Consider the following 14,836-nt stretch of genomic DNA (forward strand, 5'->3'; position numbering starts at 1 on the left):
GATTATGCGCAGTATCTGTATTGGTCTAGTGACGCTTGCCTTGATAGGTTGTGGTAATAAGTACAACCAGTTTTCGGATGACATAGTTGATCGTAAATCCCATTGGGATGTTCCTCAGCCTCGCTCTGGCGAACTCACTGAGCAAGAAATGGACATGGCGAGAATTGCTTGGAAGTATTTCGAGAATAATTACCAAGAATCAACGGGATTAGTCAATGCGGTAAATAACTATCCCTCAGTGACGTGGTGGGATGCGTCTTCTTATTTGGCTGGTATGGTCAGTGCTTATGAGCTGGGCATCATCAAAAAAGAGGAGCTCGATTCAAGACTAACTCGTTTTCTTGGCACCTTGAATAAGCTCGATCTCTTTCGAGGTGAGCTACCTAATAAAGCCTACAATACTCAGACTGCCGCCAAGGTGGATTATGGCAACCAACCGGGAGAGATTGGTTATTCGGCTCTCGATCTTGGTCGTCTAATGATTTGGTTGCACATCATTAAGCACCGTTACCCAGAATTTGCTACCAGTATTGATTCTGTGGTGTTGAGATGGAACTTTTGTAACATTATCGACGAAAATGGCACCATGTTCGGTGCATTGCTCGAACCCGGTAAAGAGGTGCAGTATTTGCAAGAGGGCCGATTAGGTTACGAAGAATATGCGGCGAAAGGTTTCCAGTTGTGGGGCTTTAACGTTGAACAAGCTCTACTCCCAGAGCCGTATTCCACCATTAATCTGTTTGGATATGATGTGCCGTATGACACCCGAGATCCTAGAAAGCTCAAAGCGCATAGTTACGTTGTCACTGAAAGCTATGTGTTGGATGGCATCGAGTTGGGCTGGGATACCATCGATGATCGCTCAGAACACGATAATTCATACTCTCATCAGTGGATGGCCGAATTTGCTTTGCAAATCTATCGTGTACAAGAAGAGCGCTACAAGCAGACCGGGATTATCACTGCGCGTACCGAGCATCAGTTAGCGGGGGCGCCATATTTCGTTTATGACACGATTTATACCGATGGTTTTGCCTGGAACACTATCTCGGAAGTGGGCGATTTTCTGCCACAGTTTTCTGCTGTCGCGATCAAAGGGGCGATGGGGATGTGGGTGTTATGGGACACCGAATATACCGACTTACTGTTTAAACATGTCTCAACGGCTTATGATCGTGAAAAAGGCTTTTATGAAGGCATTTATGAAAACGGTACTGGGTTAATCAATACCTTTACCTCAAACAATAACGGCATCACTTTAGAAATCTTACTCTATAAGAAGCAGGGGAAGCTTCTTAAGTATCAAGATGATGTCGCCCCCAGTTTGTGGGAGCGAGCGCTAGAGTCGCCATTTGGTTACGAAGGGCAATGTTTACCCCGTAAAAAAATAGAGCCTGTACAGTAGCGAGGCGCTCAATGCTAAAGAATGTAGTCGTATTAGCACTGATGGTAATCCTGTCAGCCTGCGGCGTGGTTTATCAAGGCGTGAATGATGGGTTTACTGCGCTTAATCATTCGCAAATGGTACGCCAAGGTCGCCATGGTGCGTTGACGGAAGAGGAGCTTGCCTGGGCGGCGATAGCGTGGAAATACGTCAATAACAACACTCAATTGTCCACAGGGCTAGTGAATAGTTTAGATAACTATCCGACCACTAATATGTCGGGGGTTGCCGACTATCTGATTGCACTTTTAGCGGCGAGAGAGTTCGCTTTTATCAGCAATAAAGAATATGACGAGCGTCTATCGCTGGTACTGGCATTTTTAAATCGGATGCCGCTCAGTCAGGGTAAAGTGCCAAATAAAGTCTACAGCACTCAAACTGGCCAAATGGTTAACTATGGTAATCAACCACAAGATATTGGCTGGTCGTCGCTTGATATTGGCCGAATATTGATTGTGTTGGCGATTGTGAAGCGCCACTCCCCCGAGTTTTCGGAATATATTGATAAAGCAGTACTACGGTGGAATTTTTGTGAGTTGATCAGTGCCGATGGTGAATTGTATGGCGCTGTGGTCAATAATGGTCAGATCAGCCGTTATAAAGAAGGGCGTTTGGGGGTAGAAGAATATACCTCTTATGGCTATATCGACTGGCATATCGTACCGGAGAAAGCGATCAACATTGAACCTTATGATGTGGCCAGCATTTATGGTGTAGATCTGATTTTTGACGGCCGCGATCCACGTCTTTTCAATGTATTACGTCCGGTTTATACCACCCCTTACTTGTGGATGGGGTTGGAGTTCAACTGGGATGATATTGGCGATGACTCTTCGAGTGATGCGACTCATACCAATCAAACACTATCGGCAATGGCTGATGCCGTATATCAAGTACAAGAAAAGCGTTGGGATAACGAACGTATTTACACTGCACGCGGTGAGCATGTTGTCTCTGGAGAACCTTATTTTGTCTACGATGCGATTTATGGCCTTGGCACGCCTTGGATTACGCTAGCAGACGATGGTTCTTCTCATGATCACTTGGCATTGGTCTCGACACGAGTTGCATTTCAAATGTGGGCGCTGTGGAAAACAGATTATACAGACCGATTAATGACTCTAGTTAAGGAACTTTATGATCCGCAACGAGGTTGGTATGAGGGCCGTTTCGAGCTGACCAGTGCGTATGAAAAAAGCCTAAGTTTAAAAACCAACGCAGGGGTGTTAGAGGCCTTACTGTATAAGCAGCGAGGTAAGTTGTATCAGCGTAGTACAGATAAAGAGTATCGGGATGTGAAGTTTAATTCGCGATTTGATCACCCTGGCAACTGTTTAGTTGAGACTTTCAGATGAAAAAAATAACGTTATTTCTTCTATTGTTCTATTTACCTCTGGGTTCCGTTCTTGCTCAAGATACCTTGCATAAATCGGCCATTGACGCCTTAGTGACACCAACGTTGTTATTAGGTAAAGGTCGTTATTCTCAGGCGGCTGAAAGTTTCCATGCCCAAAGTACGGCGGTGTTAACCTTAGAAAAACAATTAGGTGCGCAGGGGATGTGGCAAGTAGCAGGATTGGCAGAAGGACTCGCTGCGATTGCAGCGGAAAAAAGTAATAATCCCATTGCGTATCAATATTGGTCGAATAGCGTGCGTTATTTTCTAATGTCTGGAGGCAGTTGGAGCCAGCTACAAAGTCAGTTGCATCAGGAGTTTGAGCAAGCTACAACACGTTTACAGGTTAACATGGCTCCCGGAGATACGGGCGCTTCAATCGACAATACTTGGCTAGAGCTTTTTTCTCTCGTTGAGGTTTGGCAAGAGAAGCTCGATTATTTCTCTTATCGTTCGCCGTCTTCTGGCTTGGCTCAACAGGCCACTAAACCATCAGCTTCGGTATCTGGTGACAACCGTTCAAATGGATCTCAATTGCGCCAGTATTCGCCCAAAAAACCGTTGCAGTTGAACGGTACTTTTAGAGGTAAAAAAGTTATCCAGACGAACGTCAATACGAGTCTTAAACAAACCCAATCCGCCAAAACCTCCGCCCCACGCGTTACACCGATAGCCGCAAATAATACGAATGACACTGGCGAGCAAAATATACAGCCGAAAACGGAGCAACAGCCGGTCACCATTGTTACTCCAATCGTCGTTGAAGGCGACATTATTGAACGCGATCATGTGACTAAAACGATTAAGGGGGATCAGCAAGCCTCTTCACAGACAGAGTCAAAGAGTGAAGAGAAGCTTATTTCGCGTGGCAATTTGGGTTCTGAAAGTAGTAAAGGCGTTGAGGCATCTCAACGGCGTAGTTTTGCACCTTCAACGGAGTGAACAGCAATTTCTTATAAAGAGAACCGTGCAAAGATCACATTTTGAATTACGCTTAAGTGAATATAAATCAAGATGCAGTGCTAGCCCATGTCCAATCTTACTCATTCGCTAATTGCGTGTGCCGCGATGATGCCCTTGGCATTTCTTCCTCTAAAAGTTAATGCGATGGCATTTCAAGATGATCTTGAAAACTTTGATTCTACTAAATGGTGGGTGGCAGATGGTTGGGAAAATGGTTTCCCTTTTTTAAACCGCTGGGAAGGTAAAGCGATATCGTTTGGTAAGCGTGGGATGACGATTGCATTAACTCCGGACAAAAAACTTAACGAACTTGGACAGCGAACTTTCTATTCTGGTGAATTAAGAAGCCACGATTATTACAGCTATGGTTGTTATGAAATTGAAATGCGTCCGATTAAAGCCGCTGGTGTCGTGACCTCTTTTTTCTTATTTTCAGGACCCTATGATAAACCTGAAGATGGTAATGGATTACATAATGAAATAGATATTGAGTTTTTGGGCAGTAACACCAACATGGTTCAATTTAATTTTTGGACTGATGATGATGAATATGCGAATACGCATGAAACCTTGGTATTTCTCGACTTTGATGCCTCGAAAGAGTTTCATCGCTATGGAATCTATTGGGGAGAGAATTCCCTTGAATGGTTTATTGATGGTGAATCGGTACTCAAAGTGAAAAACAATCCTTTTGATCCGCTACCAAATGTTGAGCATTCAAGATTGCGAATTATGGCCAATGTTTGGGCTACCGATCCGGAAATTGCCAACTGGGCAGGGCTATTTAATCAAGAAAAACGTACAACTTATAAAGCAAAATATCGTAATTTTTCGTTTACGCCTGATAGCCAATGTAAATAGAGTATGAGAGAAGCTCATATCAATCACGCTGATTTTCAAAGTTAAGGAAAATCGCGCCATTAGCTTGTATTCAACACTGTGCATACTACCTTTTAAAGACAACAATTAAATACACAACGTCAGTCTGGGGTAACAGTATGGATACATCATTGTCGCATGCGCTTGATCTTATGCATCAAGCAAGCGTAGATTTTGATCTTACCGATAACTCACATCAACTTCGCTTACTCAATCTTGCTGATGATCTTCTCGGCTTAGAAGATTTACAGCTGCCGCAACTCAAACACCTCGCTATCCAACATCATGCTCCTCTAGAGTTTCAATTGGCGCTAAAACTGGTGGAATCACGCCAGAAAATATTGGCGCTGAACAAACCTGTTAAAGTGGGTGTCGTCTTCGCCATGTGGGGTGAGCATAACCGTCTGCAGCCGAGAAGCAGAGCCAACCCAAATGGTGAAGATTCATTGCGGATGAAGATCCATCAATTGCAGTGGGTAACACAAGGCTCACAAGTACAATGGCAGCTCTATGCCGTCGACGATGGCTGTCCCCATGATAGTGCTCATATTGCCAAGCGTATTGCCCATCAACAGGCAAGAGAGGTAAATGAACAGGTTAAAGTGCTGCAGCTTTCAATGGCGATCCCAAGTAAATCCGGCCCGCTTAATGGTTTGGATTGCGTTGACGACTCACGTAAGGGCGGTGCAATAATACTCGGTTGTGAATATGCGCTCTCTGCCGGGGTTGATGGTGTGGTTTACACCGATGCAGACAACTCAGTGCATTTGGGGCAACTTGGTCTTATTTTAGAGCCTTATGCAAATCAAGCGAAGCAAGTCGTGTTAGGTAATCGAAAGCATTCTGATTCTATTCTAGTGAAACAGGAAGAGCGTTGGGGGGTCGGTATCAAGACGTTGCGTCACATGCAGCGTATGATTGGAGCACAAATTTTTGATCAAGGGATCAAAGACACTCAGGCTGCATTTAAGTTCTATAGTCGACCGGTGTTAGAAAAAATCCTGCAAAAGCCAACCGTCTATGACTTTTCATTTGATACGGATTGGATTTTTGCCGCAATGGAAATGAATCAACCGATCACCACCGTTCCGTTTGCTTTTATCGACTCTGCCGCTGAATCTGCGTCTATTGTTCAAGGACCAATGACAACATGGTACGTGCTGCTGAATGGTTTAGTTAAGGCCGCTAAAGCGCGTAAAGTGTCATACAGTGAAGATATGGCGGAGGTATTTACCAAAGAAATCGACTCTCATAAAGATCTCGAACTTCTGATCGATGTTTTACCACCTGAACTCGCAGGCGCTACTGATGCGGATCTCGGTAACCCGAAGGTGATGTCACCTCAATCAGTGAGAAACTGGATTGTTGCGGCTAAATCCCTGCATGCTCAAGGCGCCTAATGGTCAGTCAGAAAGGTTTTTTGTGAACATCAATCATCAAATCAGTTGGCTAAAAAACCGACCGATTTGATGTTCGACAATGAGGGGCGCATGAGAGGCTTTGTATTTGTTATCGATTCTTGTTACGCTTACTTTGTGCTTCTATATCGAGTGAGGTCGCATAAAGCATATCGAGTTCTTCTTGGGTGACGATATCACAAACGCGATGTCTCTGCCTGCTGGCTTCCAAATAGGCGATAAGCTGTTGTCGCTCCCCAAGAGAGAGTGAATCGATGGTTTGGTACATTATCCGTTTTGTGTCTTCATCCATATCAATCTCCTTAGCAATGGCTATTTAGGAGCAAGGCTAAGCCTTGTTTAATTTCTCTCGCGACGGATTTTGTCTCTATCTAGCGGGTCGTCGCGTCCAACTTAATACATCTTAAATCTAGACTATACATCCTTATTAATACCTATAATCTTCTCGCTTCTCGCTTCTCGCTTCTCGCTTCTCGCTTCTCGCTTCTCGCTTCTCGCTTCTCGCTTCTCGCTTCTCGCTTCTCGCTTCTCGCTTCTCGCTTCTCGCTTCTCGCTTCTCGCTTCTCGCTTCTCGCTTCTCTTACATCCTATTATTCAAGCTTGAAAGCGAAAAAGCGGCTGGGGGAGTGAGCGAAAATCCATGCTGCTTGCCAGTAATCACCCAGTTGTGCCAGTTTGGTGGCAGATCAAGTGTCGTTAGTTCTGAAATAAGGCGGCTAATTTGAGTGGCATCAGCCAGATTGGCACTTTGGCTATAAGCATGTAAGTAATGTATTTTTGCCTGACTCGAATGGGGAAATTGCTGCAAAAACGCTTGGCTGATGAGTCGCTGATCTTGTGATTGACACTGCTCCGCTGGGGTGGCATTCACTGAGAATGAATTTTGCGATAGGCCCAGTTGTTGGGTATTGGCGCCACGTGCTTTAAGAACATTGATCAGTGCGGTATGAATATCATGCTCTCCAAGCAGCGCCAGTGCAGGTAAAAACTCCATTAATAGAATCGGGGGGCACTCGAACAACTCATCATAGAAAGTGGCGATAGATTGCATGAGTTTTTTATGTCCAAGCGCATCGTTATTCTCATCGATCAAAACGTGGCATTGGAACAGCAAATGCAAAGCCACCAGTTGTTGTACCCGTTTGGGTGTGAGTTTGCGGCTCGCCAGTTGGACGAACTTATTCGCGTGGTGCAGAACTTCGGTTTTCGCGGTCGTGCTTTCCGTTAACTGATAAACATTTTCTAGTGATTGAAAATGTTGAATAACACTTTTTAACCAATTGATATCGGCTAGCGACATGTGCCTCGCGTAGGTTTGACCGACTTTGATCAATTGATTTCGCTTGTTAGCCAAAGCGGTCAGTTGACTGGCCTTAGAAGCGCGTTCACCAATACTTGGCGTCAGTTCGAAGGCTTTATTTGCCCACAGAGCCGCGTTGCTAAGCTGATTCGACTCTGCGTAGAGTTGTGAAAGGGTATCCATTACCCGAATAGAAAGCGGGTTTTCGGTCAAAAATAAGTGCAGTTCTTCAATCGCTTGATGCGTATTGTTGTCACGATGTAGTAGGTATGCCATTGCACACATCTTAGAAGCATGGCATTGGGTAGAGGATATCGTGATGTAGGCATCAATCAGCGCCCATTTATTTTTGCTCATCCAATGTTCGAGCAAATATGCTTCTAAGCTAATGTTAAAGCCTGAGCGATTAATCATTTCAAACAGGTCATTGGCAGATAAGGATTCACCGGCAACAATTGCTTGGCTGATTTGTACCAGTTTTTGGGTCTCGTGGTTTATTACACTGAGCTTTTCAGCCAAAGAGGTATTACTGAGTGGTTTGGTGACGAAGTGTCGCACTTTGCCTGAAAGGGCCGTCAGTACCGTCTCTTGCCGTGCATCACCGGAGATCATCAACACACCGGTAGTGTCACTAATTAATCGGTTCCGATAGAGCAACATTGCTAACTCGTAACCAGTAAGATGTTGTTCGAGATGATAATCAAGAATGAGCACATCAAATTGATGAGTCTCTATTGCTTTAATGGCATTTTGATAGCGTTCAACAGTGATGATTTGCTCATGATTGACGCCAAGCGCGATGAGTTGTTGCTTGATCAAGAGCAAGGCAGTACTGGAATCGTCGACGATCAGCACGCGCATATCTTTTAAAAAGCTAGTATTGACCTTTCTCAAGAGCGCCTCCCAAGCTTGGTATGTAATTAGGTATCCTTTCCTTAATTAGATATTAGTCCACGGGTTTCATATTTGCCATTTGAGAACTATCTAAATGATTAATTTACCTTTTATTTTCATTCACGTACAAAAAAGAGCACTCGGGGTGCTCTTCGGGGTCTTGAATTAATTACGGTTCTATCGCGTACATACCGAGTTTCGGCATCAGCAAAATAGGTATGACTTAGTGCGCCACGTTCATGGTGAGCTGTAAATCGAGTTTTAGCGGGGAAAGCTTATCTTTCAATAGACGTTTCGCTTTTTCTATTTCCGCCAATTCAAGATGTTTGTTATCGGTATGAACATCGATATTTACCCAAAGTTCTTGTCCTACTTTGGCAACGCCCGCTAGCTCAATATGTTGCGAGAACTGCTGGTCGATCTTATTGACTTCAATATCAACGGCATTGTGAATATCATCACTTGGTGTCATTAATAGCAGCTCTTTCATTGCTTGCTTTAGCATCTCATAAGGCACTTTAATAAAGTAAAATGACATTAAGATCATCATCATCGGGTCAGCGTAGACGTTAAGATGCGCATAAGGTGTTAGCGTCAATAAAAATGCGACCACAAAACCGAGTGTTACCGCAACGCTTAGCAAAGTATCCATCTGCCATTGTTTGGTTTCGGCATGAATCAATCCCGAAGAAAAACGCTTCGATTTATTGGCGATATACCACCAACCATAACCACAGCCGATAACGTTAACAATGCCAAATAATGCAGCAATGGAAGCGTTCACTTCACGGCCACCGGTCATAACTGACATCACAGCTGAATAGAGTGAGTAACCTACAATGGTAAGAATCACTAGGCCTTTGATGGCAATCACAATTGGTTCAATGACCGCTTTACCAAATTGGAACTCACCTTGCGATGGGCGACTAATATAACGTGATGCGGCGAGTGACAATAATGTTAGCAGTAAACTAACCAGTGAATAGACACCGTCGAAGACGATAACAAGCGAACCCATTATGAGGCCAAGCACGAGTCCGCTTGCTGCAAACCCTGATGCTAAAAGGGCTGAGAAAGTTAAGATTCGCTTTTCATTTAAGCTTGTTTGGGCACACATGGTTGAAATTCTCCTTAGAACGTCCTTCTATTTTTGAGATTTTTAACCATTTTGACAAACTCATTGTCGAGAAGAGATTAGAGGAGTTAATGGTGAAAATAATAAAGTTAATTAAAAACAGATGCTTATCGGTTTATTTTGCTGTCAATATTATTGGCGCTGAGTGATTTTTCGTCTTTTGTCACGATAAAAAATATCAATCGCCACTAATTCGAACTGAAATTTGAGTAAAAAGCACTAGAAATCAAATAGGTATTCGTTGAGTTTGTCGGCAATCCAAGTCATACCCGGGTGTTCTTTCATGCTGACGAGTGAAAACATACAGTAGTCTTCCTGCGTCAAACCATAAGTATGCTTAATCACCGCAAGATCTTGCTGGCGGAGGTGATGGCGAATCAATGGCTCAGGCAGCACACCCCAAGCACCTTCGGTCAAAATTGAGTTGAGGATGTAGTCAAAGCTTGAGAAGCCGATGTGTTGCAGCGCCAAAGGTTGCAATTCTGGGTTGTCTTTCTCATTGAGATAAACCATCACTGCCTGCATGTTATTACGCAATTCACTGTCAGAAACGCGGCGCAGCTTGGCAAGAGGATGAGCGGCATTACATACCGACATCATACGAATTTTACCCAATGGCTGGGAGGTAATATGCGGGTCGTTGATTCGCTCGTAATCGACACCAAAGGCAAAATCGACTTGCCCAGTGACGACTAAGTTGGCCAAATCACCCGATGAAGCCAGAACCATGTTAAATGAAGTGGCGGGAAAGCGTTTATTCAATCGGTGAGCGAGATCTTGCCATAACTCGTCAGGTAGCGAGTCATCACGCGCTATCCAAACTTCGGCGTTAAATTCACCACTGGCTTGAACACAGGTTTGTCGAATACGAGACTCAGTCACCAATAAGTTTTGGCAATCTTTATAAATCGCTTTACCCGCTTCAGACATCGAGAGGTGATTACCCGAGCGAATAAAGAGCGCAGTAGCGAGTTCTTTCTCTAATGCCTTAATCGACATACTGAGTTTGGTTCGGTTGCAATCTAATTGTCGCGCCGCTTCCGAGACAGACCCCGTATCGGCAACGATACAAAACGCTTCGATTTGCGATAAGTTCATATGCGTCGCTTTTCTTTAATTTTGATCACTATGGTAATTTAATTTGCGCCAAATGTCTGTTTCCACTTAAAAAGGGGTGGCGTATAATGAGGAATACACTTACCTTTGCGGTGAAAGCAGTTTTAAGGAGACCACAATGGCGATCAATTGGGATGAATGTGCGAACACGTGGGACAGCGATACAGCAGCAATAACTTATGCTGAGAATGCATTTTCTTCTCTAACTAAGACGGTAGATTTAACCAACAAACATGTATTAGATTTTGGCTGTGGCACAGGGTTGCTTACGCAAAAAATATCACCATTGGTTAAAGATATTGTTGCACTTGACGGCTCGGAAGGGATGATCGAGCAGTTGGATAAAAAAGCATTGGATAACGTTGAGCCAGTGGTTGATATGTTGACTCGTGGGTTAGTGGCAATACACCCTGCGTTCCGTAACCAATTTGATTTAGTGGTGGCTTCATCGGTTTGTGGACTCATTCCAAATTATGCCGATGTGTCTGACATTATTTATAGCTTGCTTGAAAAAGGCGGCCAATTCGTTCAATGGGATTGGTTAGCCAACGATGAAAGCGAACCTCAAGCGATGAGCGCGGCGCGTGCTGAGCGTGTTTTGACCGGGGTAGGCTTTAGTGATGTGCAAACCTCAACATCATTTGAGATTGCAACCGAACAGGGCAACCTCAAAGTGTTGATGGTCATCGCCACGAAATAGCGATTTCATTACGGACAGTCAGCGCTGCTTACCGTGTTGATGCCCATACTTGCTCAATCTCTTTAAGAATATCTGGGTTTGCGATTGCGCCCAGATTTTCTATTTCTTGACCTTTCAAAACCTGTTTCACAGCAAGCTCAACTAACTTACCTGATTTTGTTTTGGGCATCTCACTTAACGCGATGATGTACTTGGGAACATGTCGTGGAGAGCATCGAGTCCGCAAGGCCAGTGCTATTTTCTCTTTTAATGCCAAGTTAAGCTGTGCTTCTGCGGCGAGCTGTACAAACAGGACGATCACTTCGCTGCCATTTGCACAGTAGCCCACGGCCAGTGAATCCAAAACCTCTTTGAGCTGATTAACTTGGCGATAGATCTCGCCAGTACCAATGCGCACCCCACCAGGATTTAACGTGGCATCACTGCGGCCAAAAAACATCATGCCACCATGTCGGGTCGCAAGAACATCATCACCATGATGCCAAGTATTGTTGTAACGTTGCCAATAGGCTCGATGGTAGCGCTCACCATTATCACGCCAAAACCCAATCGGTTGATTAGGGAAGCTATTACAACAGACAAGCTCTCCGCGCTGGCCAATGATGCGTTTTCCCTCGGTGTCGAAAGCAGCGACATCCATACCAAGCGCAGCGCCTTGGCATTCACCCCGATAGACGGGTGAAATAGGGTTGCCAAGCACAAAGCAGCCGCAAATGTCGGTGCCACCTGAGATTGAGGCTAAATGAATATCGGCTTTAATCTCGCGATAGACGTAATCAAACTGCTCAGGATAGAGCACTGAACCAGTAGAGCAGATCGTTTTTAACTCGGTTAGCTTAACTTCTTTGTGTGGTGAAACCTCGGCCTTGGCAATATGTTCAAGATATTTTGCTGAAGTCCCAAACAAGGAAACTTGCGTGCGTTCTGCTAACTGCCAAAGACGCTTAGCGTCGGGGTAAGTTGGACTGCCATCATAAATCACCAACGTTGCGCCGCTGGCGAGAGCGGAAACATGCCAATTCCACATCATCCAACCACAAGTGGTGTAGTAAAATACACGCTCATCTGGCTGAATATCGCAATGCAACTGGTGTTCTTTTAGATGGTTTAGCAGCGTGCCACCAACGTTGTGTACGATGCATTTCGGCTTACCTGTCGTCCCTGAAGAGTAGAGGATAAATAGTGGGTCATTAAAGGCCACCCACGTAAACTCAACCATTTTTGCGGAAAATTGTGTGGCTAACTCATGCCAATAACAGATGGGGAGCGAGCTTTTTTCATGAGGATGATGAACTAAGTGTGAGTCCGATAAATTTGATTCTATATCGTCACCTATAATGCAGGCAGAGTTGAGTGTCGGTAGGGCACGAATGATGGCTTGGTTTTTGTCGATGAGCGATATCGTCTTACCTGAAAAGTGGCTTTGTTGTGCACAAAAGAACACCTTGGGATCAACCTGACCAAAGCGCTCAATGACGCTTTCTATGCCAAAGTCCGGCGAGGTAGAAGTCCAAATCGCACCGATGCTGGTTGTTGCCAGCATTGCTATCACCGATTGGCAGTTGTAGGGCAGATAGCCTGCAACCACATCGCCCTTAGTGACGCCTTGTGTTTGCAGCCACTGCTGAACAATAGAGACTTGTTGTTTGAGATCGTTCCAAGTTAACTGCTCTTCAAAGCCATCTTCTCGTTCAAAGATCATTGCTACTGGCAAGTGATGGCCTGGTAAGTGATGGCCTGATACCAATTGGGTTTCCTGATCTCTAGCGTATCGTTCGCCGGCTAATAGATTTTGCGCGTAGTTGAGTTGGGCACCACTAAACCACTGCGTATCGCGGTTTTCAATCACGCGGTGCCATTTCGCATCAGCAAGATGTTGAGTGCGCTCGCCAATATCACCTTCTACGCCGCAAAACTGCCATATTGAGCGCCAAAACTCGTCACTATGCTGAATTGACCAAGCATGTAAAGTGGCGTAATTGGTTACATTGGAGGCAGAATCACAGTGGGTGGTTATGTGGTTTATAAAACCGGTCAGCTGCGCGTTTTCAATACGTTGCTTGCTTGGCTGCCAACAGATGTCGTTATTGTATTCACTCGTCGCTTTCATCAGTGATCGTCACTCGCAGAATCCGATTGCTTTGCCTGAGTATTGAAACGGCTGGCAGAAAAAGCAAATCAGCATCTTACTGAATTAATAATAAAAAATGAGAGTGTAAAAATTATGTTACACATAAAGGTGGCAGATATTGATGTTTACATTGTCGGAATTGCCGCTGATTAATAAACTTTAGTTAAGGCTTCGATGGTGGAAATAAGGGGTAGCGTGGGAATCGCCGGCTTGTTTTATCAGCAATTTTTATCAGCAAGGTTTACCGGTGAGCTTTGGCGTAAATAAGCGTTTATTAAACGTTTATGCAGGGAGGAAAAGCTATGTCTCAGTATCATTCTAAGGCCGTTGATGAAGATGGTTTAGTCGCTTGGAGTCGTGAAGAAGATGCGATTTGGCATGATCTAATGGAAAGGCAAGTGTCGTTGGTGCAAACGCATGCCTGCCAAGAGTACCTCTCTGGATTAACTCGACTCAATTTACCGCGAGATCGTGTGCCCCAATTAGCTGAAATTAACCAAGTGTTATTGCCTACAACAGGATGGCAAGTTGAGCCTGTTGCTGCGTTAATCAGTTTTGACCGTTTCTTTCAATTGTTAGCTCATCGCCGTTTTCCTGTCGCGACCTTCTTACGTTCACGTGCTGAGTTTGACTACCTACAAGAGCCGGATTTTTTCCACGAAGTCTTTGGCCATTGTGCTATGTTGACCAATCCAAATTTTGCGCATTTTACTCATATTTATGGCCAGTTAGGCCATGCTGCCAAGCCGGAGTTGCGCGCTTATCTTGCTCGTCTTTATTGGTTTACGGTTGAATTTGGCTTAGTTAACGAAGGGGATCAATTAAAGGTATACGGCGGCGGCATTTTGTCATCACCAGGTGAGACGCAGGCCGCGTTGTCCGCTATGGGGGTACAACGTGAAGCGTTTAATATTAATCGCGTATTGAGAACACCTTATCGTATCGACATTATGCAACCGATTTACTTTGTATTACGCGATATTGACCAGCTCTATCAACTGAGTAAGCTAGATTTAATGGCAGAGGTTGAACGCGCAGCGCTTGATGGCCTTTATCCACCCCTCTTTTCAGCAAAGGAATTTGATCATGTTCAATGAGTTCAATTTGAATGACGAAACCCTCAACGAATTACGTTGTGAGGCATGCAGTGATGATGCGATTGCGCTTAATTATGACCAGCAGCAAGCCTTGTTGGCGCTATTGAATGAATGGCACATTGTTGAGCGCGAGGGGATCCCTCAATTGGAGAAGAGTTTTAAATTTAATAATTTTCTCTCGGCATGGTCATTCGCGAATAGAGTCGCGGAATTGGCTGAAGAAGAGTTTCACCACCCGGCGATATTACTTGAATGGGGAAAGGTCACGGTAACGTGGTGGAGTCATTCCATTAAGGGTTTGCATAAAAACGATTTTATTTGTGCTGCCAAGTGCGATGAAATTACACCCTAGGCAGGCGCAGG

The 14,836-nt window shown here is 44.6% G+C and carries 13 protein-coding genes; 8 read left to right on the forward strand and 5 right to left on the reverse strand.

Translation table 11 applies throughout. From position 1 onward, the window contains the following. Window positions 1–4: 4 nt before the first annotated feature. The 5 genes from RH88_RS06855 to RH88_RS06875 all read left to right on the forward strand — a co-directional run bounded on the left by RH88_RS06855 (window position 5) and on the right by RH88_RS06875 (window position 6,082). The gene (locus RH88_RS06855; protein ID WP_005594464.1) at window positions 5–1,405 is read left to right on the forward strand and encodes a DUF3131 domain-containing protein; all 1,401 of its coding nucleotides are present in this window, start codon (window positions 5–7) and stop codon (window positions 1,403–1,405) included. 11 nt (window positions 1,406–1,416) lie between these two features. Then, entirely contained in the window at window positions 1,417–2,799 is a 1,383-nt protein-coding gene (locus tag RH88_RS06860; RefSeq protein WP_005594465.1) for a DUF3131 domain-containing protein, read from the forward strand. Then, window positions 2,796–3,782 (forward strand): hypothetical protein, encoded by a 987-nt coding sequence (locus tag RH88_RS06865; RefSeq protein ID WP_005594466.1) that lies wholly within the window; start codon window positions 2,796–2,798, stop codon window positions 3,780–3,782. Before RH88_RS06860 ends, RH88_RS06865 begins: the two co-directional genes overlap by 4 nt. A gap of 87 nt (window positions 3,783–3,869) precedes the next feature. Then, on the forward strand, window positions 3,870–4,664 hold the full coding sequence (locus RH88_RS06870; RefSeq protein ID WP_005594467.1) for a family 16 glycosylhydrolase: 795 nt from the start codon (window positions 3,870–3,872) through the stop codon (window positions 4,662–4,664). Between the two features lie 137 nt (window positions 4,665–4,801). After that, window positions 4,802–6,082: a glycosyltransferase family protein gene (locus RH88_RS06875; RefSeq protein ID WP_005594468.1), complete on the forward strand. Its 1,281-nt coding sequence runs from the start codon at window positions 4,802–4,804 to the stop codon at window positions 6,080–6,082. Between the two features lie 109 nt (window positions 6,083–6,191). On the opposite strand, the gene RH88_RS06880 is transcribed toward RH88_RS06875, so the two are convergent. The 4 genes from RH88_RS06880 to RH88_RS06895 form a co-directional block, all read right to left on the reverse strand. Further along, on the reverse strand, window positions 6,192–6,392 hold the full coding sequence (locus RH88_RS06880) for a hypothetical protein (RefSeq protein WP_005594470.1): 201 nt from the start codon (window positions 6,390–6,392) through the stop codon (window positions 6,192–6,194). Between the two features lie 288 nt (window positions 6,393–6,680). Beyond that, window positions 6,681–8,294, reverse strand: a complete 1,614-nt coding sequence (locus RH88_RS06885; RefSeq protein WP_040757870.1) for a response regulator — start codon at window positions 8,292–8,294, stop codon at window positions 6,681–6,683. A 223-nt stretch (window positions 8,295–8,517) separates the two neighbouring features. Continuing rightward, on the reverse strand, window positions 8,518–9,411 hold the full coding sequence (locus RH88_RS06890; RefSeq protein WP_005594472.1) for a cation diffusion facilitator family transporter: 894 nt from the start codon (window positions 9,409–9,411) through the stop codon (window positions 8,518–8,520). Between the two features lie 237 nt (window positions 9,412–9,648). Further along, the gene (locus tag RH88_RS06895; protein WP_005594473.1) at window positions 9,649–10,527 is read right to left on the reverse strand and encodes a LysR family transcriptional regulator; all 879 of its coding nucleotides are present in this window, start codon (window positions 10,525–10,527) and stop codon (window positions 9,649–9,651) included. Between the two features lie 136 nt (window positions 10,528–10,663). Here RH88_RS06895 and RH88_RS06900 point away from each other — a divergent pair, with 136 nt between their 5' ends. Then, entirely contained in the window at window positions 10,664–11,245 is a 582-nt protein-coding gene (locus tag RH88_RS06900) for a class I SAM-dependent DNA methyltransferase (protein WP_005594475.1), read from the forward strand. A 28-nt stretch (window positions 11,246–11,273) separates the two neighbouring features. Here RH88_RS06900 and RH88_RS06905 read toward each other — a convergent pair whose 3' ends face one another. Then, entirely contained in the window at window positions 11,274–13,355 is a 2,082-nt protein-coding gene (locus tag RH88_RS06905) for an acetoacetate--CoA ligase (RefSeq protein WP_005594478.1), read from the reverse strand. Window positions 13,356–13,678: 323 nt separating this feature from the next. Between RH88_RS06905 and phhA the strand changes: the two genes are divergently transcribed. Together phhA and RH88_RS06915 are read left to right on the forward strand one after the other, a co-directional pair. Then, complete coding sequence (gene phhA, locus RH88_RS06910) at window positions 13,679–14,473, forward strand: phenylalanine 4-monooxygenase (protein ID WP_005594479.1); 795 nt, start codon at window positions 13,679–13,681, stop codon at window positions 14,471–14,473. After that, a complete protein-coding gene (locus tag RH88_RS06915; RefSeq protein WP_005594480.1) occupies window positions 14,463–14,825 on the forward strand; it encodes a 4a-hydroxytetrahydrobiopterin dehydratase in 363 nt (120 codons plus the stop codon). The genes phhA and RH88_RS06915 overlap by 11 nt, the downstream gene beginning before the upstream one ends. The last annotated feature ends 11 nt before the right edge of the window (window positions 14,826–14,836 follow it).

The sequence above is a fragment of the Vibrio scophthalmi LMG 19158 genome (assembly GCF_000222585.1).
GTDB lineage: Bacteria > Pseudomonadota > Gammaproteobacteria > Enterobacterales > Vibrionaceae > Vibrio > Vibrio scophthalmi.